Here is a 24,365-nt window from a genome sequence, read left to right on the forward strand (position 1 = left end):
AATGGCAAGATGCCCACCCCACAATATTGGATAATTTATTTCTTGGAGTTCCCTATAAACCGCATCTACACAGGCAAAACCCACCTCCGTGGGTTTCAAACACTCAATTTTTCCTTAGTCCGCGGAGGCGGACTTTGTTTGTGTAGCCGCGAATTCCATTCGCCCTGGCTTTCGTTTGACACGCGCAAGCATTGCTGTGCCGCTACCACAGATAGTTTTTCCTGTGCTAAATTTAAACTGGGATAGTCAAAAAGTTACAAAGCTATAGTTTAGGTTCCATAAGCCTAACTGGTGCGCCAAGCTTTTGCATAAGCGTATACCGCCGAGTACTTTAAACTATATTGCTTGATTAGCTCAGTTGGTTTAGAGCGATCGACTCATAATCGATGCGTCACAGGTTCGACTCCTGTATCAAACCCCAGGAAGTTAGCTCAATTGGTTAGAGCAATCGACTCATAATCGATGTGTCGTAGGTTCGATTCCTATACTTTCACCCAACCCTGTCCGGGTTAAAAGACACTACCCTGTAAAGGTAGCCAATATGGTACGGATCTTAACAGATTCCAGACCCCTCCTTTTCTCAACTCTGCGGTGTAAGTGTTTTGCTATCGGTCATCACTCGTAAGGGTGATGTTCGGTAGCCACAGTTAAGGAGCAAGCGCAACTGCATTTTTCCCTAACTTGAGTATGTCCCTTCGTTGCCAACATCTAGTTTTCCTTCGGGATTTTGGATTGGCAAGCGAACGGTATATTTGAGCGCGGTTCTCTTTTTCTAGATTGTCATTGAGCAGTTTTGGAAAAGTAACAGCAATCTTAATCCAGCTTTGGAGAAGCTTTTGTCCACACCTAAACTGTAAACACTTGCACTTGCAGAGTAAAAAATATTTTGTATTATGTACAGCAAAAATATAACCACTACCCCATTAGCGGCTGAAAATAATCTAGAAAAGTTGCAAACTGATAATTTAGCACTTTTGCGATGGCTACGCCCGCCGCAGGCATCGCATGGTTTAGCTGAATATAATACTACCGAAGAAATAGCCTTGGCGATGGGGATAAGCCTAGAAAAACTGCACTTTTTAACAACTAGTACATCCCAAACTAGACATTACCTCTCTTTCAAAATCTCAAAAAAGACCGGTGGAGACAGAATTATTTCTGCACCAAAGCCCGAACTGAAAGCTGCTCAAAGGTGGATTTTAGAGAATGTTTTAGAGAAATTAGAAATTCACAATGCAGCGCACGGCTTTTGTAAAAATCGTTCGATAGTCACCAATGCTAAACTCCATGTTGGTGCAAATGTAATAATCAATATTGATTTACAGAATTTTTTTCAGTCAATTTCTTACAAACGTGTCAAAGAATTATTTTCCGACTTTGGTTATTCAGAACCTACGGCGACAATTTTCGGGTTGATTTGTACGACTGCTGAAATAGCAATAAATGGACAAATTAACAATACAGCTTCAGAAAACCGCCACTTACCTCAAGGTTCCCCTGCAAGCCCTGCTATTTCTAATCTAGTTTGTTGTAATCTCGATAGTCGTCTTGCTGCGATCGCTGAAAATCTTGGGTTTTGCTATACGCGGTACGCTGACGATTTAACATTTTCTGCTTTTGGAGATACATCGCCTAAAATATCTAATTTGATTAAAAACGCTAAATTTATTATTCATAGTGAAGGTTTTACTGTTAATAATAATAAAACCAAAATTTTCGGTAAATCAGTGCAGCAACAAGTAACAGGTGTTATTGTAAATACACAATTAAATATATCTAAAAAAACATTAAAAGCCTTTCGTGCAACTCTATATCAAATTGAACAAGAAGGTTTATCAGGAAAAACTTGGGGAAAATCAACTAATTTAATTGCCGCAATTACCGGGTTTGCCAATTATGTAGCAATGATTAACCCGACCAAAGGTGCAGAATTTAAATCAAGCGTGGAACGCATCAAGCAGAAATATGGTGACTCCCAAACTGATGAAGTACGTTTTTAAAGCTGCTTATTTTGTTAAAAAAGACTCATTTAGGTGTACCTCAGCCAAGAATAGCCAGTGCGAATGAAATTCACCCTTTTAACTTTTTTCCTGTGCTAGATTTGAAGCGGGATAGTAACAAAGTCACAAAGCTGTAGTTTGGGTTCTGTATACCCAACTGGTACGCTAACCTCTGGTAATAGCATATACCGCTCAGTACTTTCAACTATTTCACCATGAAAGTTAGCTCATTTGGTAGAGCGGTCGGTGTATCGCCGATTATTGGTAGGTTCGATTCCTATACTTTCACCCAAAAACCCTCGCCCTGGGTACGGGCACCTTGTTAGGGACAAGGCAGCCTTATGGCTACACAAATGTATTGGGTGTTCAAAAAACCCCAATCAAAAAAAACTTCTTGTTTTTTCTACTCTGTCATGCAGGTATTTATAACAGTAAAAGAGCTAGTGCAACTGTATCTCTCCCTAACTTGAGTATGTTCCTTCCTTTTTCTACATCTGGTTTTCCTTTGGGAATTCTGGATTGGCAAAGCGAACGGCATATTTGAGCGCGGTTATCTTTTTTAGATTGCCATTGAGCAATTTGGGAAAAGTAACAGCAATCTTAATCCAGCTTTGGAGAAGCTTTTGTCCGCACCGGAACTGTAAAAACCTGCACTGGCAGAGTAAACAAATCTTTTGTAGTATATAGTAGTACAATCTGCTAAAACTAATCTTTTAGCCTTGGTTTAAAGGGTTGTAAAGCCTAAAGAACCTCTAGATCAATTCTGTCTACTCCAGTAGTTAAGCCGTGAGACACTGGTGGTATTTGAGTTCAAGCAAGGTTATAAATGTGTTGATCAAATCTTCTTAGCTAGTTGCAATCGTCTAGCTTACTTAAACTATCACACAAATTATTTATGCAAATCACTATGTGGGAAACGTTTTATATCAAACCTAACGAAATCGGCATCTTATATCACCGCAGTGACTTTAAGAAAATTTTGCAACCCGGTACACATACATATTTAGGTCGGCATTGGCAAGTAAAAATTTATGACCTCAATCAGCCACTAGCTCAGATTGAAAACCTAGAACTGTTATTGCGAAATCACGAAACCGAACTACAAGAACACTTATTGATTATCAGAACCGCATTCAATCAAGTTGCGTTAGTCCGCTACGGTCAAAATTGGGTAAGCGTTGCACCAAATAAATTGATTGCTTTTTGGCGTGGTTTTATTGAGGTAGAGTCTCATATATTCAACTTAGAAGAAAGCTGGGAATTGCCTAGTTCTTTTGTACAGCAGTTGCGCTCAGTTGCGTTGAATGGAGTGAAGAAGTTTCAAATCTCGGAGTCTGAGATTGGTTTACTATATCTGCAAAATAATTTTGTGCGACCTCTAGAACCAGGAGAGTATGCTTTTTGGTCGGTAGATAGAGATGTTACAGTCCGAATTCTCATCCGGATTATCCCTAACCCAGACTTTCCCCTGGAAGATGTACTCATTGAAAAACATCCCGATTTTATTGCTGCTTACTGTCAAACCGTGCAATTACTGGCTTCACAAGTTGCAATTGTCCGATATCGAGGAAAAGTGATTTCTATTTTGCCGCCCACTAGCCGCAAACTATTTTGGCAAGGCGTCGAAGTGGAAATTCTCGATATTAGCGCTGATGCTCAATTACAGCCTAACTTAGTGGCTGAGTTAGTTGAAGGTTCAACAGAAGTGAAATTGCTCAGTCGTAACTGTTTGCATATTTGCCAAGTGCCAGCACAACACATTGGACTAGTATACATTAATCAAGAGTTTCAAGGACTGCGATCGCCAGGGGTACACGCTTGGTGGTTATTTGGACGCTCTTTTCAAACCGAAACCATTGACCTACGACTACAAAACATGGAAGTATCCGGTCAAGACATCCTCTCTAAAGATAAAGTACCTCTGCGGTTGAATTTGACGGCTGGCTTCCGCATCCAAGACCCATTGAGGGCAAAAAACGGGTTATCTGATATTTCCGGCTTCTTATACAAAGAATTACAGTTTGCTTTGCGTGGTGCAGTCGGCGAACGTAACTTAGATACTTTATTGGAAGATAAAGGTGCAATTGATAGAAGCATCTCTGAATACATTCGCCAAAAAGCCGCAGACTATGGAATTGAAGTAGATTCTGTAGGTGTTAAAGATATTATTTTACCTGGTGAAATTAAAGCTATCTTGAGCAAAGTAGTGGAGGCAGAAAAAACCGCTCAAGCCAACGTAGTCAGACGTAGAGAAGAAACTGCTGCTACTCGCAGTATGCTAAACACTGCCAAAGTCATGGAGGATAACCCCGTTGCATTGCGTTTAAAGGAACTCGAAGTATTAGAGCGGATTGCAGAGAAGATCGATCGCATTCAAGTTAACGGCAGCTTGGATAGTATTTTAACCGACTTGATTCGGATGAATCCGTAGCGATCGGGGTGAATATTCACCAAAGAGAGCAGTGGAGGAAATAAGAGTACCTTTTCTCCCTCTACTCATTAACTGGAGTTTAAACTAAAAGCGATATGAGGGAACGTAACTCAAATAAGATTACGGATTAAAAATACTTTTAAGTCAGTCTCAAAGCATACACAACCTTTCAGCAGTGTGTAGTATATACACCTCAAAATAATTACAATAATAATCATGCATCAGGGGATTATTTGTTTTTTAGGGCTATCCCTGATATTTACAGCAATATTGTCGATAATTCCTCTTCATCAAATCTTCTTCCGCGAACAGTAAGTGATTACAAAATCTTTAATTATTTATGTAGTTATACTTAATTATTATGATGAAAGGATTCCAGATGAATATCCCAAATCGGTTAATGAGATGGAAACTTTCAGTCTAATAAATAGTTAAGTGGTTCCGCACACATTCCTTGCACTTGCCCATGAAAACAATCAGTTTTGGCGGTTACTTAAAGGTTAGTTTATGGTAGCCACAGCATTGGTTAGTTATTTATAGAGTCGATATTTGAGGGGCTACAATGATTGGCTGCCTAAAGTTAGTTGGTTTTTTTATTCTGGGGCTTATTTACCTAATCTTATTGGCAGCAGCACCTAAAACAGCGATTATCTTAGGTGTGGTTAACCTTATAGGGTATCTTCTTTGGTCAAGGCAGAAAAAAGAAAAGCAACGTAGAAGGGCTGAAGAGCAACGTAAAAGGGCTGAGGAGCAACGTAGAAAGTCAATTGCCTTGGCGCGACAACGAGAAGATTTATATGAATATGACCCATCTATTCAACCTTCATATAAGCGGTCAACAAAAAACATTTTCGAGAACCCTAAAGAATGGGCAGAGTCAATCGAACGACGCTATGAAATGGCTCAAAAACACATACAAGATGCCGAATTAGTTCTTAATGATGATATTGAGCAATTCAATCAATACAGAAATCAGTTGCAAATGGAGTTAATACCAAAGTATGAAAATGCAATTAGCCCATACTTCGACGAACTGTATCGCAGAGATAAGAATATCCCAACACCAAGAGAACTGAAAGTTGCTATTGATTTTGTCTATCCCAGTAATTTACAGCCCAGTGCGATTAATGGGGAGTTGACAGGAATATCTCAAAGATTTGCACAGAATATAGCGAGTTCTTTGCAAGGTAAAAATCTTATGAAGTTACAAAAAGGAGATGTTGGATATATTGCTGCATCTATTGCTATTTCCGCAGCGATTAGTGGGATTTTATATTTGTTTACTGCATCTCAGCAGCGCACAAAACTTGAGAAATTACAAGCAGATGTTGATCTGATGTGTGAACAAATCAGTGGAGCTATAAGAATCTACGGAAAAGCTTCAGAAAAAATTAAGCAAGCAAAGTTAGTTCATGAAGTTGCTGTGAATTATATAATGCGCCATCTTGATACGGTGATTCAATCATCTTCACAAAGCAAGAAATTTTCGGAATTGCAAGAAGCAGAGCAAAAAACTGTTGAAGCTTGTTATCGAGGTGGAGAGTCATTAAAGAAAATCTTGCAGCAAGAACTAATTCAACCTATCAATTAGGAGTAATTGGAAACGTATGAATGACCAAATTCTACCAAGTAGACCCTATTCAGAAATTGTTGAAATTCGGCAGATTTCAGAATACATTGAATTGGCTTTTCAAATTGTCCCATTGGTTGACAAGGCATTAGAACTACCGAAACAACTTGCCGAAGAAGAGACTAAGAGATTAGCGATTCGAGAAAGTGCTGACAACCAACGTAGAATGATTGAGCGTCGAATGGATCAGTTAGATTCTGAGTTGGCAGCTGATATTAATGCTATCAATGTTAGTATGAGGGTCTTTGAAAAAATGGTTGAAGATGGTCATATTGAACAGGCTATGATCTTGCATGAGCGAATTATTAGCAAGCTCTCAGGTCGGGTGAGCATTGCTGCTGACAAGTTCAATCAGAACAACCCCGATGGACAAGTTAAGTTTTACACAACTTGAAAAACGATAGTTTGGAAGCCATTTATTTAACCCTAAATTTTAATCGATGAGTACTCTGTCTATTACCAATAGAACCCTTAAGTTGGGTTCTACAGTTTATCAAGTTAGTAATGTAACTAGCGTTGGGAAATATCGCATTAAACCGCGTTATACTTTTAAGATACGCTTCATCATCATATGTGGTTTATTCAGTTGGCTAGGGGTTGAGTTGGTTAAGAGAAATCCAGACATGTTGGTCTTGAATTGGGTTATAGGAATTTTATTTTCTTTTGTTTTTCTGGGAATTTTAGAGCGATTTATTAGACCAAAGAAATATGGTCTCAGTATAATAACAAACTCTGGAGGTGTGCAATTAATTGCATCTACTAATCAAAAGCTTATAGATAAAATTATTGATAAGCTTATTGAGATTATGAACAACCGAGATGCGCCAGCAAACTACACGTTCAATGTTTCTGATGGCGATATTATAAATCAGAGCGGTCTCTTTGAAAATGGAGTCAAAGTTGGGTAATCAATATTCACTAGAGTATATTGGAGGCTAAAAGCTATGAGTAATCAAGGTGGACAAACCAATTACAATTCTGCTAGGGGAGATATTATTAATCAATCAGGATCTTTTGTAACCGGTGTTGATAAAAGCAAAATCCAAATCAATAACTCTCAAGATTTGGTGCAAGCTGCCAAAGATATTAAAGCTTTGCTAGATCAACTTTCAGTAGATTATCCCAGTGATAGTCCCGAAGTTTTGCGTGCGAAAGCTTTAGATGAAATTGACAAAAGTCCTGAACTAAAAGCCCGAATTATTCGAGGACTGAAAGCAGGAAGTTTTGCAGCTTTGGAAAAGATGATTGATCACCCTATCGCCAAATTTTTTATTGAAGGTGCGAAAGAAGTCTTAAAACCCTAAATATAATGCTTTAATAACGCGGCATAAAAACCCATAACTGAACTACCTCAAGATGTTAGCGATCGCAGTATTGTGATGACGTTAAGCATCACATGGCTATTTCAAATATCCCCAATGCTTTGAACCATCCAAACTAAAATTCCTAGAATTTCTTCCACAGGTGGCAGGGGATAATCCATCAGATCGATAGTGACAATATTTTCTTCAAGCTTCAGAAATCGCCATTGCGTACCACTGCTAATAGAACCATATATTACGGAAACTGGATGATTTTTTGCAGCCTTGAATCGCTGTGCCGCAACCATCTCTGCAATACATTGTCCAAAACCAGTTCTTAAATCAGCTTTTTTTGCTTCCACAATTACAATTGCAGGAGCTTCAATTTCTAGCACTTCCGGCGATCGGCTCAAGAGGAAATCACACATTCCATTAAGCCCAACTGATTCATCAACTGTAAAATCTTCTCCAGAAAATAAGCTAATTTGCCGATTTAATATCCGTCTAACTTCTAATAATACTGGGTAAATAATTCCTTCAGAACGGGCTTTTTCACTTGCTGAAGAAGCTAGTGACAGACTTTCTCCAAGATATGCCGTGAGTGTAGCAGATGCTTCAATAGGCTCAGTGACAGGAATGAATCTCCCACCTTCCTGCGTTTTTAATCCGAAAGCTTCTTTAACTTTACTGATATTTGTAAACTGACTATAAGGCATAATTTCTAATTACTTTACAACTCCATATTTAGTCTAGCGAGTTAGGGTAATGTCTAGGACTGGTTCTTATATATAAGAGCATCTATATATATTTACACTCAGAACTATTAATTAAAATATATACTTGGTAGATAAGCTCTAATTATGCCAATTCAATGGCATGGAGTCACTACAATGTCAATTGATGAAGTGAAAAACCAGCAAAATAATGGTCTAGTTCAACCTACTACAGACTTAATAGAAAAACTAGTAAAGGCAAAAGACAAGAAAAAATCTAAAAAATCCAAACGGATTTTTGATGGTAGTACTGAAGCTTTTGCTAAGAAAATTCCTAAAAAGACTTTTGAAACTGAACTAGAGCAACTCCAGATTGAGCTAGTTAAAATGCAATACTGGATTAAGCACACTGGCTATCGAGTTGTCGTCATATTTGAAGGGCGCGATGCTGCTGGCAAAGGAGGAGTAATTAAACGCATTGCCGATCCACTCAATCCTCGTGGCTGTCGTGTAGTTGCTCTGGGAACTCCTTCCGATCGCGAGAAAACTCAATGGTATTTTCAGCGCTACGTGCAACATCTTCCCACCGCAGGCGAGATAGTCCTGTTCGATCGCAGTTGGTACAACCGAGCTGGAGTTGAGCGGGTGATGGGTTTTTGTACTGAAGCAGAATATCAAGAATTCATGCAATCTTGCCCGGAATTTGAACGAATGTTGGTGCGATCGGGCATTGTTTTAATCAAGTACTGGTTCTCTGTCAGCGATGATGAACAAGAAAAACGCTTTCTCTCTCGCAGTCACGATCCAGCAAGGCGCTGGAAACTCAGTCCAATGGATTTAGAATCACGCGATCGCTGGGTAGAATATTCCAAAGCCAAAGATACCATGTTTGCTTACACAAATATTCCAGAAGCTCCCTGGTTTACGATTGAAGCAGATGATAAAAGACGGGCGCGGCTTAACTGCATTCATCATTTGTTGAGCAAAGTTCCTTACGAAGATATGACACCTCCTCCCTTAGAGCTTCCCTCTAGACCTGTGGCTGAGGATTATGTTCGCGCCCCCCGCAATGAGCAGTTCTTTGTTCCTCAAGTGTATTAAGCAACATCCTTCGGTTAGAGGCGATCGCTAAGACGGTTTACTTCTTGTGGATCTCACATCGTAGTGCAACGAAGCTTAGTGTTACTACGATGTCTAATGTTATTTAAGTCGCGATGTCTACGACGCTTTACTTCCTGTGCATCTCACAGACAATCCCCCGCAAAGCTTTAGTACAATTCTAAGCAATGCAGACTTGGATTATTCAAAAGCTCCTGAATTATCTCCACCCCAGAACGAAGTAGAGATTCAACTTGTTTTGTTGGTACATTTCCGCAGCGTAGCCATACAACTTTAGGTGGAGAACCGTACAAACGGCTTCTTTCGGCAAAGTCTACATCTTGAGTTACGATGCAAAAGTCATTGATTTTGGCAAATTCCCATATTTCAGTATCAGTCTTCACTTCCAGTCCATGAAACTGAACATGACTCGAATCAGGGAAAACGTCTGCTAATTGAGTTACCAGCTTGCGACTCAAATTTTGATCAAAAAGCAGTTTCAACTACCACCTGCCGTCCGCGTAACGTTTGGTAGAGAGGCAACTAAACGATGTTCACGGTCAGCAGCAAACTCTAGACTTGCCCTAATATCTTCTTCTGTTAATTCAGGGAAATCGTCTAATATCTCTCCATGAGACATACCAGCTGCCAACCAGCCTAGAACATCGTATACGGTAATTCGCATTCGTCGAATACAAGGCTTACCGCCTCGCTTGTCAGGCTCAATTGTAATAATATCGTGATAGCTCATGGTGATTATAAACTACATAGCATCTTTCTAAGTCTAAAACAGCTTCACATCTCGGTGCAACGAAGCGTAGTGTTACTGCGATGCCTACGACAGGCATTCAGCGATCGCAATATCTCGTAAATTAGTTTTATTAACGCGCAACCATCGGGATTTGGGCAAAGTAACCGGATTGTTAATTGAGGATTGGACGGTTTAATGCGATCATCGTAGACATCGCTCATAAAATCAATTAAATCATTTTTAATTAGGTTTGAGGGAGTTGCCACCCCCTACTCTAATTTACAATTTCAGTTGTGACAGTTCTCTGACGCTAGTTGGTAGAATTAAGAAAATACCAACCTAGATGCAACTTATGATCAGAACCATTGAAGGCATTTATCAGGATGGGCAAATTCATTTGACTGAGCTACCGCAAGATATTAGCGATCGCTCTCAAGTTCTCGTCACCTTTCTCGATCTTAGCAAAATTGATCCAACTAAACTACGCCAACTGATCGATCAGTTGGAGACAATTGCAGGTATTGGCCAAGGCTTCGAGGAACTCAACGCTGGTCAAACTCGCCCTATTGGGGATTTCGTTCAAGAAATGCAGCAAAAGTATGGCATTTCAAGTTGAGATTACCCCAATTGCAGAAGCTCAGATTGAGCAAGCATATCGCTGGTATCGAGAGCAAAATCCTGAATTTGCGGATCGCTGGTTTCGAGGATTGATGAATGTTATTGCTACGCTACAAGAGAAGCCTCAACGCTGTACCTTAGCAGTCGAACATGAGATTTTCCCAGAAGAAGTACGCCAACTCCTTTATGGGAAAGCCAAAAATGTATATCGAGTGCTTTTTACGATTCGAGATACCACAGTTTATGTATTGTATGTGCGTCATACTGCTCAAGCACTACTGACAATAGATGATCTAGAGGAGCTAGAAGGTGGGGTTTAGAGTTTAAAGGCGGATCGCAACAACAGTCTACTTCTTTTACTGCGATCGCACTATCTCGTAAATTAGTTTTATTAACACGCAATCATCGAGATTTGGGCAAAGTAGCCGGACTGTTAATTGAGGATTGGACGGTTTAATGCGTAGGCGCAGCCCGTCGTAGACATCGCCTAGTTTATTGTTGAGTGAGGGCGTAGGCGTAGCCCGTCGGAGATATCGCTACAATGGTCTACTTCTTATCCATCTCACACACAATCTCTAAATATGCAGTAGTGTGTTGTTGAATAAAGGCAATGATTAAAATATAAGATTATCACAGAGAGGTGAATTATATGCATTACAGAATTATTAAAACATCAGGGGTCTTCAGATGCATGTTATTACTCGTAAACGGCTGAATGAATTTGCTAAACTTCATCCAGATACAAATAACGCCTTGACTCAGTGGTATCAATTAGTCAAGGGAAATGAGTTTGTCTCATTTGTAGAACTCCGTGAAATGTTTCCATCAGCAGATCAAGTTGGTAAATTGACAGTGTTTAATATTGGTGGTAATAAAGTTCGACTCATTGCCGCAATTCACTACAACCGCCAAAAAGTTTACATTCGGGCTGTGTTAACGCATTCAGAATATGATGAAGGAAAGTGGAAGGAATAATGCAAAGCTTAAACCTAGATCAAACCATTACTGCTTGGTCATCCATTGCCGAAAACGTCTTTGTTCCTCACACAGAAGAGGAATATGAACGCTTAGTTGAGATCCTTGATTGTCTCATCGATCAAGTTGGTGAAGACGAGACGCATCCAGTCGCGTCTCTAATGGAAGTTATCGGTGTTTTAATTGAAAACTACGAAACTGGACATATTCCTGAGTTAGAGGCGATCGCTTAACTTCACCCAGTATAAATATACAGTGGCGTGTTGTTGAGTTAAAGCGATCGCAACAACAGTCTACTTCTTTTACTGCGATGTCACGATGGGCTATTCGGCGATCGCACTATCTCGTAAATTAGTTTTATTAACACGCAATCATCGAGATTTCAGCAAGATACCCGGATTGTTAATTGAGGTAGTAACAGTTTAATGCGATCGTTAGAATAGTCTAGTTCTTTTCCATCTCATACACAATCCCTAAAGGCGATCGCTACAACGGTCTACTTCTTGTACATTTCATAGATAATCTTTAAAGGCGATCGCAACAACGGTCTACCTTTTGTGTATCTCACAGAAAATCTCTAATAGGTTTGGTAACATAGTTCTGTTTATTCCCATCGACTTACTTATTGAAAATTCCATGATTCATAACGTATTTTTTGCAACAATGATAACCACAATTTAACGTACTTAAAAATGAGCCATTTTCTAACACTTGTGATTGTTGATCGCACAGAACCAAACCCAAGCAAAAAGGCTAAAGAATTGATGCTGCCATATTTTGAAACAGATGAAGATAATCCATCTCCGGAAGCAAAATGTGACGGATTTGCTATTGGTGGTCAGTATGATGGCATAATTTGGGGTAAGGAGCAGTATTACAATCTTAATCCAGAAGAATTTCAACGTCGATACGGGCTAGATATTGTGCAATCAGAAGACAATATTCGTCCTATCTCTGCCCTAATGTCTGACTTAGTTTCATACGCTATCGTTACGCCTGATGGAAAGTGGCATGACCGTGAAGGAAAGTCCAATGAAGAATGGCTAGAAAAGTTCCGAAGTCTTTTACGCCAATATCAAGACAATATAGTGGTTGCGATTGATTGTCATTGTTGATTAAAATAGTGACAAATAAGGTAAATTTTACTTTTTTGCGCCTTTGCGCGAAACAAAAAAGATTTGGGCAATTAGTCTAAAAAATCGTCATTTAAAATAGTCTTTTATTCTACAGTTTTTCTTTGAGCAAAATGCAAGCAAAATTTAAAAACTAGACTCCATAAGAGTTATACTATCTAAAGTATCAAAAAAGATTATTATCGGATAATCCTGGAAGTTGCATTTAGGCTAGAAATAGGCTCTTTTTTTTACCGTCGCTAAAAAAGCTTGCATCATATCAATTGTAAGAGCGATCGCTAGGTTCGGAGTAATCCCAAGAGTGCATTTGACGGAAAGGAAGACCCATCTTTTGGAAGACGTACTTTTCTTTCACACCAGAAGCTACCAAATCAGGCTTCAGCGCTTTGATAAATTCCTCGAATTCGTAAGCGGTAACGTCGTCATAAACGATGGTGCCGTTTTCGATGTAGTGAGTGGTACGTTTGTAGTCGTCATTATGAGCGAACTCATAACCTGTACCAATCATCTTCATGCCCAAGTCTAGGAAAGCTGGGACAACGTGGCGAGGACGTAGACCACCAACCATGATGGCAACAGTCTTACCATCCAAACGGGGGCGGTACTTAGCAATTACCGCATCCATTGTGGGCTGATACTTGGCGATAACTTTCTCAGCGTTTGCTTGGATTGTTTCGTCAAACTTAGAAGCGATTTCCCGTAAAGATTCAGCAATCTTGGTGGGGCCGAAGAAATTGTACTCAAGCCAGGGTATACCGTAAGCTTCTTCCATGTGACGGCTGATGTAGTTCATCGACCGGTAACAGTGGATGAGGTTCATCTTCACATTGGGGGTCATCAACATTTCGTTGATGGTGCCATCACCAGACCACTGAGCGACTACGCGCAAGCCGATTTCTTCTAACAGGATGCGGCTAGCCCAAGCATCTCCACCGATGTTGTAGTCACCAATGATGGCTACATCATAAGGAGTACCTTCAAACTTGAGTGTACCGTCTTTTTTCGCTTGGTCGGATCTGGTGAAAACCCAGTCACGAACCATGTCGTTAGCAATGTGGTGTCCCAAAGATTGGGAAACACCCCGGAAGCCTTCGCAACGCACAGGTACAACTGGCTTGCCAATTTCTTTCGATGTCTTCCGAGCAACTGCTTCGATGTCATCCCCAATTAGACCGATGGGACATTCTGATTGAATGGAAACACCACGGTTGAGTGGGAAAAGTACATCAAGTTCTTGGATCAATTTGACAAGTTTCTTGTCACCACCAAAAACGATATCTCTTTCTTGGAAGTCAGAGGTGAAGTGCATGGTACCAAAGGTATCAATACCTGTGGTGCCGATGTAGTAGTTACGACGACCAGACCAAGACCAGTAACCGCAACCTACAGGCCCGTGGCTGATGTGGATCATGTCCTTAATAGGGCCCCAAACCACACCTTTAGAACCGGCGTAAGCACAACCACGAGCGGTCATTACACCAGGAAGGGATTTGATGTTAGACTTAACGCCGCAATCGGACTTACCTTCTTCGTATACACTTAAGTGCTTTTCCCGTTTTTTCTTAGCTTTATCGGGGTAAGCGTCTAGAACTTCTTTAATTAGTTCTTTTCTTTCTTCGATGATGTTTTGATTTTCTGGAGGTGTCATATTTAGCCTCTGTGACTCGTAAGGATCGGGGCATAGGGGGACTAGGAGTCCCCTCTAAGGTTAGGGGGGAGATTAGAGGGAAAGGTCAAAGGTAAAAGGTCAAATGTGAGATTCTTCCTTTTTCCTTTTTCCTTGTGCTAAAGCGTTATTTCTTAGCAGCGATTTATACTACAGGAGCTTCAGCAGCACTCTTACCAACCAACATTGCGGTATTTTCGTCGCTTTCGAGAATACCGAATTCAATCAACAATTCTTCTAGTTCTTCCATTTCGATGGGTGTAGGAATAGCTAGATTTTTGTTGTCGATGATTTTGGTAGCCAATGTCCGGTATTCGTTAGCTTGGTTGCTTTCTGGTGCGTACTCGTTAACAGTCATCCGGCGCAATTCTGCGTGTTGAACGATGTTGTCACGGGGTACGAAGTGAATCATTTGGGTGTTCAACCGTTTTGCCAAGGTTTCGATTAGTTCGATTTCCCGGTCTGTGTTACGGCTGTTACAAATCAAACCACCCAAACGCACGCCACCAGTGTGAGCATACTTAAGAACACCACGAGCAATGTTGTTAGCAGCATACATCGCCATCATTTCACCTGATGTCACGATGTAGATTTCTTGTGCTTTACCTTCACGGATAGGCATTGCGAAACCACCGCACACAACGTCACCTAATACGTCGTAAGATACGAAGTCTAGGTCTTGGTAAGCACCGTTTTCTTCTAAGAAGTTGATGGCGGTGATGATACCACGACCGGCGCAACCTACACCGGGTTCTGGACCACCAGATTCTACGCAACGAACGTTACGGAAACCGGTTAGCATTACTTCTTCGAGTTCGATATCTTCTACTGCACCACGTTCTGCGGCGAGGTGAAGAACGGTTGTTTGAGCTTTGCTGTGCAGCATCAAACGGGTGGAGTCAGCTTTAGGGTCGCAACCGACGATGAGGATGCGTTGACCCATTTCTGCCATAGCTGCTAAGGTGTTTTGGGAGGTGGTAGATTTACCGATACCGCCCTTACCGTAGAAAGCTATCTGTCTAATGTTTTCGTCTGTCATGGTTCTTGTTTCCCTGCAATTGGTTGGTTGGTGGGTCTGTGCGTTTGTCAGTTGCGTTCACGCCAGTTGAGCGACAGTAGTGAGCGCGTGTAGAGCATCGTTGGTAGCGTTGGCATAAATGCCTGCTGGGGGCGATCGCTCCACAGCCAAAATTATTGACAGTAAGTTCATCGATCTTCCTCGTTAAAATTTTTTTCTTTTGATTTTTTGTCCTTTGTCCTTTGTCATTTGTTTTGACAAAGAACAAAGAAAATTACGCGATTTACAAATACGTCATAATGTGTTTCAGCTTGCAAGATTCAATAGGACTTGATGTTGTTATTTGTCAACAATCAATACATAAGTCCTATTACTTGTTCAAAATAGCGCCCTTCATATTTGTGACGCGATCTAGTGCAGCTTTGGTGTCTTCTGCTGACACTCCACGCACAGCCATTGCTTCACCGAGATGCTTGGCGATCGCATCGAAATGTGGTTGCTGTAGGTTCATTCCAGCGTGGGTTTTGTCCATTGGACGACCGCCGTATTGCTTTGGCCCTTCAAATATTTGAGATAAGAAAGCAACTAGATGATTACGTTGCTTTGCCATGTCTGTACCAGCAAAAATGGGGCTGAGGAGGCTGTCTGCGGCAATGCGTTTGTGGAGTTCATCTACTACTTGTTCAATAGCTGGTTGTCCACCAATGTTGTCGTACAATGTGCTCATATCCTGTTCCTTTGAAGCGAGTTGGATGATGAAATTTGCAAGTAGGCGCTTAATCTTTTTGCCTATATGCTGTTAGCCGTAATAGTGATAGGACTGATACCAATTCGTAATTCGTAATTCGTAATTCGTAATTAAAGAAAGTTTGATTTCAATCTGTATCTTTCTTTTGGCGAATTGGTATGAAGCATTGAGTGGAGACAATGATTCAATTCAAATCCTACTTTCTGTTCCTGGCTGAATGCATATTAGGGCGTATTTGTAGAATACGTTAAGTCCTACAGCAATTCCTAAACTGCTTCGACTACAAGGCTCTTGCTGACACGATCTTGTAATCTGGCTTCGATCGCAATTTTCAGAGTTGCTGTACTACTAGAACAGGAACCGCAAGCACCTTGCAGTACAACTTTAACGCGATCGCCTTCTACATCATAGAGTTCTACATCTCCCCCGTCTGCAATGAGTACGGGTCTGACTTCTTCATCAAGAACTTTTTGAATTAGAGCAATCTTTTGGACGTTTGTTAGCGCTCGTTCCTTAGATGTAACAATTTCTGTGGCAACTTTTACGCCGTAATTGTTGAGAGCAGGTGAGGCGTATTCCTGTTGAACTGATCTAATAATATCATCAATGTTCGCCAGACAGGAACCGCATCCGCCACCAGCTTTCACATAATTTGTTACTTGTTCGGCATCCGTGAGATGATTTTCTAGAATCACGCGACGAATTTTAGATTCGCTGATGCCAAAGCAACTGCAAACTAATGCACCTTCATCATCATCATCGTGGGTAGCTAGAGGTATGCCACGATAGTTGTAGATAGCGGCTTCTAGAGCTTCTTGTCCCATGACAGAGCAATGCATCTTTGCTTCTGGTAAACCACCCAGGTAATCTGCAATGTCTTTATTGGACACTTTCAGGGCTTCGTCTAAGGTTAAACCTTTGACCATTTCGGTTAATGCACTAGAAGATGCGATCGCACTAGTACAACCAAAGGTTTGAAAGCGAGCATCTAGAATCTTATCAGATTCTACTTCCACTTTCAGGTGCAATCTCAGAGCATCGCCGCAAGCAATGCTGCCGATTTCGCCCGTTGCAACCTTAACTCCAGCTTCGCCCGTTTCTTCAATTTCTCCCTGATTCTTGGGATCGTAAAACAGTTCTAATACTTTATCGGTGTAGTCCCACATATTATTAAGTGCTGAGTGCTGAGTTATGAGTTATGAGTGGGGGATTGGGGAAGGGGTAATGGGGAAGGGGGAAGGGGAAAAATCATTCCTTTACCCTTTACCCTTTAACCTTTTCCCATTTTTTCCCCAGTCCCTAACGATGTGCTAGTGCTTGTTCTTGTCCTTGCAACCAACCTGCATCATCATTTTTGAAGGGTGAGAGGGCGCGTAAACGTTCTACAATACTGGGCATTACCTCTATTACTTGATCGATTTCGGCTTCGGTGGTGTAGCGACAAAGACTGAAGCGAATTGAACCGTGCAAAGTTGTGTAGGGTAAGCCCATTGCCCGCAGGACATGGGAAGGTTCCAGAGAACCGGAGGTGCAAGCAGAACCGGATGATGCACAGATACCGTATTTGTTCAATAACAGTAGAATTGCTTCACCTTCGATGTACTTGAAGCCGATATTTGTGGTGTTTGGCAATCTCTGCGTAACGTCACCGTTAACGACACAATCGGGAATTTTAGCTAGTAAAGTTTGTTCGAGGCGATCGCGCAGCTTTCTTTCTCTTGCAGTCGCTTCTTCTAAGTGTAACAGTTCTAGTTCCGCAGCTTTGCCCAAGGCGATAATTGCTGGAACATTCTCAGTTCCCGCCCTGCGTCCGCGTTCTTGATGTCCCCCAAGAATGAAGGGACGGAACCGAACTCCGCGCCGAATATATAAAGCACCAATTCCTTTCGGCCCGTGCAGCTTATGACCAGACAGGGTTAACATATCGACGGTGCTAGTCTTCATATTTAAGGGGATTTTTCCCACTGCTTGCACCGCATCTACATGGAAGATAGCGCCATATTCTTTGACGCGCAACCCAATTTGTTCAATCGGGAAAATCGTCCCGGTTTCGTTATTAGCATACATAATTGTCACCAGGGCGGTGTTACCCGTCAAGGAAGCTTCTAGTTCATCTAGATCGAGCTGCCCTTGATGATTTACTGATAGATAGGTAACACTATAACCTTGGGTTTCTAATTGTTTGCAGACATTGAGTACTGCTGGATGTTCAACTTGAGTAGTGACGATGTGTCGCTTTTCTGGTTGCGCTAACAGTGCGGCTCGAATCGCCGCGTTATCTCCCTCAGTACCGCAACTTGTGTAGACAATTTCAGACTCATCGGCTCCCAGCATAGCTGCAAGTTGTTCTCTTGCTGTTCTCACTGCTTTACCGACTTGCCCACCAAAGGTATGCATACTAGAGGGATTGCCGTAATAATCTGTGAGGTAAGGTAACATTACCTCTATAACTTCTGGGTCTACCTTAGTGGTGGCATTATTATCGAGATAGATGCAGTTATTTTGCATTGTTGTCTTCAATTACGAATTACGAATTATGAATTACGAATTATTTGGGGTTGACGCTTTTGCAACTGCTCAGAGTATTTCTGAGAATAGCTGTTAAACCAGCGTTCCCAGTAATCTTGTTTATTTGTTAATTTAGCGACTACGCGGTTGTAATTGGCAAACCAGCCTTCCCAGTAATCGCTAGGCTGCTTAACGCAACCGTCGCAGGTGGGACAACCAGCTTTACACTGAGGCACGGTATGAATACTACCAACACAATTTGTACAAAGTTCAGGGTCAATCCAGTGCTGTCCGTCAACCACTTTAACTGCATTTGTGGGACATACCGTTAGACAGAGATTGCAGGAAATACACTGGCTAGTAAGAATTTGGTAAGCCATGATTTATTCTCCTTTTGGGAATGGGGCATTAGAGTCAGGGGAGAGGTTACAGGTGACAGGTGATAGGTAATAATCTCTCCCCTGTCCCCTGTAACCTATTCCCTATTCGTTATTCCCTAATTCCTTAACGTATTGCTCGTAGAACTCCAAAGCAACCTTTTCAATTACGTCGTAAGCTTCAATTGTCTTGATTCCAGCTTCTTGCAATTTTTCTTGAGGACAGTTACCAATCTTGGAGACTAAAACTGCTTTGCAATCTGCGATCGCTTTCATAATATGCTCAAAAGAAGCTTCTTCGCCGTATCCACCTTGGCAGTACTGGTCAATTTTGCGATGACCAACAAAGCGAACTTCGTCTCCACCCACTTCGTAAATTTGGAATTCTTTCGCATGACCGAAGTGTTGGTTAACTAATCCGCCGCCTTTGGTTGCTACTGCAACTAAAACTTTCGGACTGTTGGCAATTTTCTTACCAGCTAGCGCTTTATCTTTGGCTACTTTAAGTTCTTCTTTAAACTTCTCAATACCTTCGTGAACAGTAGCGCGTTGTTCCATGTCATATTCGGGAGCCATTTCCAAGAATTTCTCTTTAGAAAATTCTTGGCTGCGGTCTTCTCCCAACAATCCGACTGCATCGGCACGGCACTGGCGACAGTGACGCATCATTTTCATGTTACCAGAGCAGTTGTCTTGAACTTCTTTGAGTTCTTTGGGTGTGGGGCCGCGTTGACCGATTAAACCGAAGTGTGTGCCATGTTCTGGTGCAGAAATTAATGGCATGATGTTGTGCAAGAATGCACCTTTCTCACGGATGACTCGATTCACTTCAACTAAGTGATGGTCATTAATTCCGGGAATCATCACGGAGTTGACTTTGCACAAGATGTCAGCATCTTTCAGGGCTTGCAATCCTTCCATCTGTCTTTCGTGGAGGATTTTCGCACCTTCAAGACCTCTATAGCGCTTGCGTCTGTAGTGAACCCAAGGATAAATCTTAGCACCGATCTCTGGATCTACCATGTTAATGGTGATCGTTACGTGATCTATATTTAATTGTTTAATGCGATCGATGTAGTCTGGCAGCATTAAACCATTGGTTGATAAGCAAAGCTTGATGTCTGGTGCTTGCGCTGCAATCAACTCAAATGTGCGGAAAGTTTTTTCTGGGTTCGCCAATGGGTCGCCAGGGCCGGCAATTCCCACAACTGTCATTTGCGGAATCTTACCACCAATGACCAAAGCTTTATGTGCTGCTTCTTCTGGTGTTAGCAATTCGCTAACTACTCCAGGACGGCTTTCGTTAGCGCAATCATATTTGCGGTTGCAATAGTTGCATTGAATGTTGCAAGCTGGTGCAACTGCAACGTGCATCCGGGCGTAGTGGTGATGAGCGTCTTCGCTGTAGCAGGGATGTTTAGCAATGCGTTCTTGGAGCTTTTCGTCCCTTTCCACGGTGGTGCTGGTGGTGCTGTCACAGCCGCAACCACCTGATTTTGCTTGGGTTGGCGATTCCGTAGCGTTGGAGTTGAGGAGTCGTGTAGACGGTGATGTCATTGAGTTTCGCAAAAGGTCGGTGGACTTGGCTGCCACTGTGGGAGATGTTGTTGCTACTCTTTCATGCCCAGAATTGAAGTCGCGTCTTCCACACTGCCTGCAAACCCTTGGGTGAGGGCGACTTGTTTTCAAGTCAGGCAGGCGATAGATATCTGATGTTCGGCTGGTGTGTGTCAACGTTCGGTTCTTGGGTAGAATTGGTGCTTACAGCCGCGACTTCTCTTCACTTCAGGCATGGTGCTATGTCATCCCTCCACTCACTTTTCGCTTTGTTTTGTTTCAGAGCGTTAGGTGATTGGCGATATAAGATTTATAGCAGCCGTCTCCCAGCCAGATGTTGCGTCTCTCTAGGATAGAATTTATTGGATTTATTACTTTTGTACTCAAATACTAAAAACCCTAATTTTTCAAGCATTACAAGAATTAAAAAAGTTTTTTTCAGGTAGGGGTTCTAGTCTTTTTTGGTTGGGGTTCTAGTGTTTATAGATAGGGGTTCAGGATTTATTTGTACTCAGCCAAAACCCAATCCTAGCAATAACTTTAACTAAATTGAAACTAGGTTTGGGTTATTTAAATGTGTACTCAGATTGCCCTCAACTTCCGTCAAAAGCCATAAATGCTAAGGGTTTGAGGGTGAAAAACTGGAGTAGTCTACATCGTTCTACTCCAGAAACGTGCGAAATTCAATTCTGTATCTAACATATCATTTTTTTGAGGGTAAAAATGCAATTCATATTTATTTAATTTTTGCTTTGACAATGATGTTCAATTGTGGCTCTAAGTCTTGTCTGATAAGCGATATGAGGTAATGAAAATAGGTGTGTTGCTGCATATCATTTTCAAAAAACTTAACTTTTAGCTTCTTTTTTTCATTCCCACAATGAGGAGATGGGCAGGAAACTCTCAGGTTTTGTGTTTGAGAGAAACAACAAACTATAATCTAACATGATTGAGCGATCGCAATGAATTTTCTGAATTGCTCACTACAAACCTTAGCAAAAAAACCCATTCCCAACACGGGAAGGGGCAAAATTTAAAATATTTCTTCTTATAGGAGAGAGGTTGTCCAGAAGCCGCTCTTTGTTGCTGATGCTATTTAGCTACAATCAAACCAAACGTGAAAAAATCTGAAGTTATGATCGCAATTTCCCAACAGCCGCTAAAAATGACCGTTGAGGAATATCTCGAATGGGAACCTCAGCAAGACCTTCGCTACGAATATGCAAATGGCGAAGTGTTTGCGATGACAGGCGGTACAATTCCCCATAATGACATTGCACTCAATCTCTACAGACCTTTGTACCCTCATTTGCGTTCCAGAGGTTGTCGAGTGAATGTGTCAGATGTGAAAATGCAACTCACTGCCCAGAGTCGCTACTATTATCCTGATGTTATTGTTAGTTGCGACCCTGAAGACCTCAATGCCCGCAAATTTATCCAGCATCCCAAGCTGATTGCCGAAGTTCTTTCACCAGGTACAAGCGCCAAAGATCGGGGTGAAAAATTTACTTATTATTTGACAATCCCCAGTTTGCAAGAATATATCTTGATTGACTCCGAACAAATCTCCGTTGAGCGTTACTGTCGTAGTGAGGGTAGGATGTGGCTTTACTATCCCTACACGGCTGGAGATATCGTCACTCTATCGAGCATTGAATTTGAGTGTCCGATTGAATTGCTCTATGAAGGTGTTGTATTTACCACCGAAGAATAAAGAAAATGTTCCGTCTCAACTTTTAAAGATCGATGTCTACGACGGGCTGCGCCTACGCACTTTAAGCAACTGCATAACCTGTGTAGGGTCTTAACTCCGGTGGACGAAAGCCAAGGACGATATGTTCTTTAGGAATTCCAGCCCGTTCTAAATCGGCGGCAATGCCTTCTTCCGTGCCATCCCGTTGAATCCAGATTTTGCCATCAATCAAGTCAACATGAACCAGACAGCCGTGAATGCGGCGATCGCCATCCCAACCTAGATCCATCCACAAATAGCGATCGCGGGTTCGATCGAACACCACTTCCGATTGAATCTTGGCATAGGAATAGGGTAGCGAAGCATATTCACTGAGGATAGTTTCAATTATCTGGCGATATTCGTCTAGCTTGGCGTAATCCATTGTTGAATAACCTCCTGTTTTGGATCGAATGTAATCAGCTTTAAACGATGATTTCTCAGTAAGAGTTTGCCGATAGGTTCTTCAAATAAATCATCAAAAATACTATTAGGTACTGCAAGATATAGTATTCGTTCCGGCTCCAATTCAATCAAGATATCCTGATATAAAATATACTGACCTAACGCTTTTTCTAAATCATCAACATCCGATCTCCCTGTAAAACTTTTAATCTCAACTGCAATTTTTGATTCTGCTTTTTGCGCCGCCAACAGTTGTTTAGCACCTAAATCAACATACAAATCTTTTTTACCAAACTTCAGAGTCAGTGGGTCATGAGTAATTATCCATTTATCTTTAATCAAAGCATTTTTAACATTGTTGTGATAAAGGTCTCTAGCTGGCATACAGGTGTAGTTTTAGACTGATATTTTTATTTTAGGAAATCGCTACACTAGATTTATCAGGAAAAACAGGCTGTCTGAGTTCATTCAGCAAAATATGGTAGCAGGAGGAATGTGATGAAAGCAGTCGTTATCCGTCGGTATGGGGCGGCTGAGGTGTTGCAGTATGAAGAGGTGGAGCAGCCGAAAATTGAGCCAACGCAGTTACTTGTGAAAGTTCGTGCTAGTAGCGTTAATCCGATTGATTGGAAAATTCGCCAAGGGATGTTGAGTTTGATTACTGGCAACAAATTTCCGAAGATTCTGGGGTTTGATGTGGCGGGAGATGTTGTAGAGGTTGGCTCTGATGTCACGCGCTTTAAAGCGGGAGATGCTATTTACGGCAGTACTAGCTTTCCTGGAGGAGGTTATGCCGAATTTGCAGCTGTTCCAGAAAGTGTGGTGGTTCTCAAACCAACGAACTTATCTTATGAAGAAGCTGCGGCTGTACCTTTAGCAGCGCTTACGGCTCTGCAAGCGTTGCGAGATCAGGGAAATATTCAAACAGGACAAAGTGTATTAATTAATGGTGCTGCGGGCGGTGTAGGGATTTTTGCAGTGCAAATTGCTAAGGCTTTAGGGGCAGTGGTGACGGGAGTTAGCAGTACCAAAAATTTGGATTTGGTGAAATCTTTGGGAGCAGACCGCGTGATTGATTATACGCAGCAAGATTTCGTTGAAGATACAGCGCAGTATGACATTATCTTTGATGCAGTGGGTAAGCGATCGCTCTCTCAAACCAAAAAAGTTCTCAAACCCAACGGAATTTATATCACCACGCTACCCGGCCCTGAAGTCTTCTTAGAGAGCGTCTTAACAGCATTCCTTCCCGGTCAAAAAGCGAAATTTCTCTTTGAGAAACCTAACGTTAAAGACTTGCTTTTTCTCAAAGAATTGATTGAAGCTGGTAAAATTAGTGTGGTGATCGATCGCACATATCCTTTACAAGAACTTGCGGCGGCTCATATTTATAGCGAAACTGGGCGGGCAGTGGGGAAAATTGCGATCGCGCAGCCCGTCGTAGACATCGCAGTTTCTAGTTAACTTTCCGAACATCGTCTCATCTCGTGTCTGGCAAAAAACTTATAATTTAGACCGCACTTCTCTACGAGACGCTCCGCGTAGCTTGCTTCCCCGGAGGGGTACGGCTATGCCCTTCTCTACGAGAGGCTGCGCCCGAAGCGTAGCTATGCCGCAGGCTTTACGGCTACGCTCAGGACAGGCTCAGTGACCAAGGGGGATGGGGAAAGAGGCGTTTCCGATTTTTGCACAGATCCGGTAATC

General features: G+C 41.7%; 27 protein-coding genes and 3 tRNA genes. 17 read left to right on the forward strand and 13 right to left on the reverse strand.

Annotated features, from left to right (window positions below):
- Nucleotides 1-343: 343 nt before the first annotated feature.
- The 9 genes from ACM0OX_RS26910 (at nt 344) to ACM0OX_RS26950 (ending at nt 7,365) form a co-directional block, all read left to right on the forward strand.
- Nucleotides 344-421 (forward strand) — tRNA-Met (locus tag ACM0OX_RS26910).
- Nucleotides 421-497: transfer RNA gene (locus ACM0OX_RS26915), tRNA-Ile, on the forward strand. The genes ACM0OX_RS26910 and ACM0OX_RS26915 overlap by 1 nt, the downstream gene beginning before the upstream one ends.
- 396 nt (nt 498-893) lie before the next feature.
- Nucleotides 894-2,000: a reverse transcriptase family protein gene (locus ACM0OX_RS26920; protein WP_414518004.1), complete on the forward strand. Its 1,107-nt coding sequence runs from the start codon at nt 894-896 to the stop codon at nt 1,998-2,000.
- A 216-nt stretch (nt 2,001-2,216) separates the two neighbouring features.
- A tRNA-Ile gene (locus tag ACM0OX_RS26925) sits at nt 2,217-2,292 on the forward strand.
- 615 nt (nt 2,293-2,907) lie between these two features.
- The gene (locus ACM0OX_RS26930) at nt 2,908-4,431 is read left to right on the forward strand and encodes a slipin family protein (protein WP_414518042.1); all 1,524 of its coding nucleotides are present in this window, start codon (nt 2,908-2,910) and stop codon (nt 4,429-4,431) included.
- Nucleotides 4,432-4,993: 562 nt separating this feature from the next.
- Entirely contained in the window at nt 4,994-6,022 is a 1,029-nt protein-coding gene (locus ACM0OX_RS26935) for a hypothetical protein (protein ID WP_414518006.1), read from the forward strand.
- Nucleotides 6,023-6,038: 16 nt separating this feature from the next.
- Nucleotides 6,039-6,455: a hypothetical protein gene (locus ACM0OX_RS26940; RefSeq protein ID WP_414518008.1), complete on the forward strand. Its 417-nt coding sequence runs from the start codon at nt 6,039-6,041 to the stop codon at nt 6,453-6,455.
- A 46-nt stretch (nt 6,456-6,501) separates the two neighbouring features.
- Complete coding sequence (locus ACM0OX_RS26945) at nt 6,502-6,969, forward strand: DUF6232 family protein (RefSeq protein WP_414518010.1); 468 nt, start codon at nt 6,502-6,504, stop codon at nt 6,967-6,969.
- Nucleotides 6,970-7,005: 36 nt separating this feature from the next.
- Entirely contained in the window at nt 7,006-7,365 is a 360-nt protein-coding gene (locus ACM0OX_RS26950) for a hypothetical protein (protein WP_414518012.1), read from the forward strand.
- Between the two features lie 101 nt (nt 7,366-7,466).
- On the opposite strand, the gene ACM0OX_RS26955 is transcribed toward ACM0OX_RS26950, so the two are convergent.
- On the reverse strand, nt 7,467-8,078 hold the full coding sequence (locus tag ACM0OX_RS26955) for a hypothetical protein (protein ID WP_414518014.1): 612 nt from the start codon (nt 8,076-8,078) through the stop codon (nt 7,467-7,469).
- Nucleotides 8,079-8,222: 144 nt separating this feature from the next.
- Between ACM0OX_RS26955 and ppk2 the strand changes: the two genes are divergently transcribed.
- Nucleotides 8,223-9,176: a polyphosphate kinase 2 gene (ppk2, locus tag ACM0OX_RS26960; RefSeq protein ID WP_414518016.1), complete on the forward strand. Its 954-nt coding sequence runs from the start codon at nt 8,223-8,225 to the stop codon at nt 9,174-9,176.
- A gap of 167 nt (nt 9,177-9,343) precedes the next feature.
- Here the strand turns inward: ppk2 and ACM0OX_RS26965 are convergent, their stop codons facing one another.
- Genes ACM0OX_RS26965 through ACM0OX_RS26975 form a run of 3 tightly spaced genes read right to left on the reverse strand, consistent with a single transcriptional unit; the run spans nt 9,344 to nt 10,190 of the window.
- On the reverse strand, nt 9,344-9,676 hold the full coding sequence (locus ACM0OX_RS26965) for a DUF5615 family PIN-like protein (RefSeq protein WP_414518018.1): 333 nt from the start codon (nt 9,674-9,676) through the stop codon (nt 9,344-9,346).
- Nucleotides 9,673-9,924 (reverse strand): DUF433 domain-containing protein, encoded by a 252-nt coding sequence (locus ACM0OX_RS26970; RefSeq protein ID WP_414518020.1) that lies wholly within the window; start codon nt 9,922-9,924, stop codon nt 9,673-9,675. The genes ACM0OX_RS26965 and ACM0OX_RS26970 overlap by 4 nt, the downstream gene beginning before the upstream one ends.
- 44 nt (nt 9,925-9,968) lie before the next feature.
- On the reverse strand, nt 9,969-10,190 hold the full coding sequence (locus tag ACM0OX_RS26975; protein ID WP_414518022.1) for a hypothetical protein: 222 nt from the start codon (nt 10,188-10,190) through the stop codon (nt 9,969-9,971).
- 86 nt (nt 10,191-10,276) lie between these two features.
- On the opposite strand from ACM0OX_RS26975, the gene ACM0OX_RS26980 reads away from it, so the two are divergent.
- The 5 genes from ACM0OX_RS26980 (at nt 10,277) to ACM0OX_RS27000 (ending at nt 12,632) form a co-directional block, all read left to right on the forward strand.
- Nucleotides 10,277-10,540: a hypothetical protein gene (locus tag ACM0OX_RS26980; protein WP_414518024.1), complete on the forward strand. Its 264-nt coding sequence runs from the start codon at nt 10,277-10,279 to the stop codon at nt 10,538-10,540.
- Nucleotides 10,524-10,862, forward strand: a complete 339-nt coding sequence (locus ACM0OX_RS26985) for a type II toxin-antitoxin system RelE/ParE family toxin (protein ID WP_414518025.1) — start codon at nt 10,524-10,526, stop codon at nt 10,860-10,862. Before ACM0OX_RS26980 ends, ACM0OX_RS26985 begins: the two co-directional genes overlap by 17 nt.
- A 367-nt stretch (nt 10,863-11,229) precedes the next feature.
- The gene (locus ACM0OX_RS26990) at nt 11,230-11,517 is read left to right on the forward strand and encodes a type II toxin-antitoxin system HigB family toxin (RefSeq protein ID WP_114083676.1); all 288 of its coding nucleotides are present in this window, start codon (nt 11,230-11,232) and stop codon (nt 11,515-11,517) included.
- Nucleotides 11,517-11,750 (forward strand): hypothetical protein, encoded by a 234-nt coding sequence (locus tag ACM0OX_RS26995; protein ID WP_414518026.1) that lies wholly within the window; start codon nt 11,517-11,519, stop codon nt 11,748-11,750. Before ACM0OX_RS26990 ends, ACM0OX_RS26995 begins: the two co-directional genes overlap by 1 nt.
- Nucleotides 11,751-12,209: 459 nt before the next feature.
- On the forward strand, nt 12,210-12,632 hold the full coding sequence (locus ACM0OX_RS27000; RefSeq protein ID WP_414518028.1) for a hypothetical protein: 423 nt from the start codon (nt 12,210-12,212) through the stop codon (nt 12,630-12,632).
- 277 nt (nt 12,633-12,909) lie between these two features.
- On the opposite strand, the gene nifD is transcribed toward ACM0OX_RS27000, so the two are convergent.
- The 7 genes from nifD to nifB form a co-directional block, all read right to left on the reverse strand.
- Nucleotides 12,910-14,298, reverse strand: a complete 1,389-nt coding sequence (gene nifD / locus ACM0OX_RS27005) for a nitrogenase molybdenum-iron protein alpha chain (protein ID WP_414518029.1) — start codon at nt 14,296-14,298, stop codon at nt 12,910-12,912.
- A gap of 163 nt (nt 14,299-14,461) precedes the next feature.
- Nucleotides 14,462-15,355, reverse strand: coding sequence for a nitrogenase iron protein (nifH, locus tag ACM0OX_RS27010; protein WP_012407220.1), 894 nt, complete (start codon nt 15,353-15,355; stop codon nt 14,462-14,464).
- 349 nt (nt 15,356-15,704) lie between these two features.
- A complete protein-coding gene (locus tag ACM0OX_RS27015; RefSeq protein WP_196526300.1) occupies nt 15,705-16,061 on the reverse strand; it encodes a group 1 truncated hemoglobin in 357 nt (118 codons plus the stop codon).
- Nucleotides 16,062-16,348: 287 nt separating this feature from the next.
- Entirely contained in the window at nt 16,349-17,248 is a 900-nt protein-coding gene (gene nifU, locus ACM0OX_RS27020; protein WP_094349931.1) for a Fe-S cluster assembly protein NifU, read from the reverse strand.
- 133 nt (nt 17,249-17,381) lie between these two features.
- Entirely contained in the window at nt 17,382-18,590 is a 1,209-nt protein-coding gene (gene nifS, locus ACM0OX_RS27025) for a cysteine desulfurase NifS (RefSeq protein WP_414518030.1), read from the reverse strand.
- 26 nt (nt 18,591-18,616) lie between these two features.
- Nucleotides 18,617-18,970, reverse strand: coding sequence for a 4Fe-4S binding protein (locus tag ACM0OX_RS27030; RefSeq protein ID WP_414518031.1), 354 nt, complete (start codon nt 18,968-18,970; stop codon nt 18,617-18,619).
- 102 nt (nt 18,971-19,072) lie between these two features.
- Nucleotides 19,073-20,524, reverse strand: a complete 1,452-nt coding sequence (nifB, locus tag ACM0OX_RS27035; RefSeq protein ID WP_414518043.1) for a nitrogenase cofactor biosynthesis protein NifB — start codon at nt 20,522-20,524, stop codon at nt 19,073-19,075.
- A gap of 1,135 nt (nt 20,525-21,659) precedes the next feature.
- Here nifB and ACM0OX_RS27040 point away from each other — a divergent pair.
- Entirely contained in the window at nt 21,660-22,238 is a 579-nt protein-coding gene (locus ACM0OX_RS27040; RefSeq protein ID WP_414518044.1) for a Uma2 family endonuclease, read from the forward strand.
- Nucleotides 22,239-22,299: 61 nt separating this feature from the next.
- On the opposite strand, the gene ACM0OX_RS27045 is transcribed toward ACM0OX_RS27040, so the two are convergent.
- Nucleotides 22,300-22,641: a XisI protein gene (locus ACM0OX_RS27045; protein WP_414518032.1), complete on the reverse strand. Its 342-nt coding sequence runs from the start codon at nt 22,639-22,641 to the stop codon at nt 22,300-22,302.
- The gene (locus tag ACM0OX_RS27050; protein ID WP_414518033.1) at nt 22,623-23,045 is read right to left on the reverse strand and encodes a XisH family protein; all 423 of its coding nucleotides are present in this window, start codon (nt 23,043-23,045) and stop codon (nt 22,623-22,625) included. Before ACM0OX_RS27050 ends, ACM0OX_RS27045 begins: the two co-directional genes overlap by 19 nt.
- Nucleotides 23,046-23,159: 114 nt before the next feature.
- On the opposite strand from ACM0OX_RS27050, the gene ACM0OX_RS27055 reads away from it, so the two are divergent.
- On the forward strand, nt 23,160-24,125 hold the full coding sequence (locus ACM0OX_RS27055) for an NAD(P)-dependent alcohol dehydrogenase (protein ID WP_414518034.1): 966 nt from the start codon (nt 23,160-23,162) through the stop codon (nt 24,123-24,125).
- The last annotated feature ends 240 nt before the right edge of the window (nt 24,126-24,365 follow it).

The sequence above is a fragment of the Nostoc sp. PCC 9305 genome (assembly GCF_963920915.1).
GTDB lineage: Bacteria > Cyanobacteriota > Cyanobacteriia > Cyanobacteriales > Nostocaceae > Nostoc.

What these genes read in the sequence shown, in the direction of transcription:
- ACM0OX_RS26920 (WP_414518004.1), top strand. Translation starts at nt 894, where the DNA reads ATGTACAGCAAAAATATAACCACTACCCCATTAGCGGCTGAAAATAAT.
- ACM0OX_RS26930 (WP_414518042.1), top strand. Translation starts at nt 2,908, where the DNA reads ATGTGGGAAACGTTTTATATCAAACCTAACGAAATCGGCATCTTATAT.
- ACM0OX_RS26935 (WP_414518006.1), top strand. Translation starts at nt 4,994, where the DNA reads ATGATTGGCTGCCTAAAGTTAGTTGGTTTTTTTATTCTGGGGCTTATT.
- ACM0OX_RS26940 (WP_414518008.1), top strand. Translation starts at nt 6,039, where the DNA reads ATGAATGACCAAATTCTACCAAGTAGACCCTATTCAGAAATTGTTGAA.
- ACM0OX_RS26945 (WP_414518010.1), top strand. Translation starts at nt 6,502, where the DNA reads ATGAGTACTCTGTCTATTACCAATAGAACCCTTAAGTTGGGTTCTACA.
- ACM0OX_RS26950 (WP_414518012.1), top strand. Translation starts at nt 7,006, where the DNA reads ATGAGTAATCAAGGTGGACAAACCAATTACAATTCTGCTAGGGGAGAT.
- ACM0OX_RS26955 (WP_414518014.1), bottom strand. Translation starts at nt 8,078, where the DNA reads ATGCCTTATAGTCAGTTTACAAATATCAGTAAAGTTAAAGAAGCTTTC.
- ppk2 (WP_414518016.1), top strand. Translation starts at nt 8,223, where the DNA reads ATGCCAATTCAATGGCATGGAGTCACTACAATGTCAATTGATGAAGTG.
- ACM0OX_RS26970 (WP_414518020.1), bottom strand. Translation starts at nt 9,924, where the DNA reads ATGAGCTATCACGATATTATTACAATTGAGCCTGACAAGCGAGGCGGT.
- ACM0OX_RS26980 (WP_414518024.1), top strand. Translation starts at nt 10,277, where the DNA reads ATGATCAGAACCATTGAAGGCATTTATCAGGATGGGCAAATTCATTTG.
- ACM0OX_RS26985 (WP_414518025.1), top strand. Translation starts at nt 10,524, where the DNA reads ATGGCATTTCAAGTTGAGATTACCCCAATTGCAGAAGCTCAGATTGAG.
- ACM0OX_RS26990 (WP_114083676.1), top strand. Translation starts at nt 11,230, where the DNA reads ATGCATGTTATTACTCGTAAACGGCTGAATGAATTTGCTAAACTTCAT.
- ACM0OX_RS26995 (WP_414518026.1), top strand. Translation starts at nt 11,517, where the DNA reads ATGCAAAGCTTAAACCTAGATCAAACCATTACTGCTTGGTCATCCATT.
- ACM0OX_RS27000 (WP_414518028.1), top strand. Translation starts at nt 12,210, where the DNA reads ATGAGCCATTTTCTAACACTTGTGATTGTTGATCGCACAGAACCAAAC.
- nifD (WP_414518029.1), bottom strand. Translation starts at nt 14,298, where the DNA reads ATGACACCTCCAGAAAATCAAAACATCATCGAAGAAAGAAAAGAACTA.
- nifH (WP_012407220.1), bottom strand. Translation starts at nt 15,355, where the DNA reads ATGACAGACGAAAACATTAGACAGATAGCTTTCTACGGTAAGGGCGGT.
- ACM0OX_RS27015 (WP_196526300.1), bottom strand. Translation starts at nt 16,061, where the DNA reads ATGAGCACATTGTACGACAACATTGGTGGACAACCAGCTATTGAACAA.
- nifU (WP_094349931.1), bottom strand. Translation starts at nt 17,248, where the DNA reads ATGTGGGACTACACCGATAAAGTATTAGAACTGTTTTACGATCCCAAG.
- nifS (WP_414518030.1), bottom strand. Translation starts at nt 18,590, where the DNA reads ATGCAAAATAACTGCATCTATCTCGATAATAATGCCACCACTAAGGTA.
- ACM0OX_RS27030 (WP_414518031.1), bottom strand. Translation starts at nt 18,970, where the DNA reads ATGGCTTACCAAATTCTTACTAGCCAGTGTATTTCCTGCAATCTCTGT.
- nifB (WP_414518043.1), bottom strand. Translation starts at nt 20,524, where the DNA reads ATGACATCACCGTCTACACGACTCCTCAACTCCAACGCTACGGAATCG.
- ACM0OX_RS27040 (WP_414518044.1), top strand. Translation starts at nt 21,660, where the DNA reads ATGATCGCAATTTCCCAACAGCCGCTAAAAATGACCGTTGAGGAATAT.
- ACM0OX_RS27045 (WP_414518032.1), bottom strand. Translation starts at nt 22,641, where the DNA reads ATGGATTACGCCAAGCTAGACGAATATCGCCAGATAATTGAAACTATC.
- ACM0OX_RS27050 (WP_414518033.1), bottom strand. Translation starts at nt 23,045, where the DNA reads ATGCCAGCTAGAGACCTTTATCACAACAATGTTAAAAATGCTTTGATT.
- ACM0OX_RS27055 (WP_414518034.1), top strand. Translation starts at nt 23,160, where the DNA reads ATGAAAGCAGTCGTTATCCGTCGGTATGGGGCGGCTGAGGTGTTGCAG.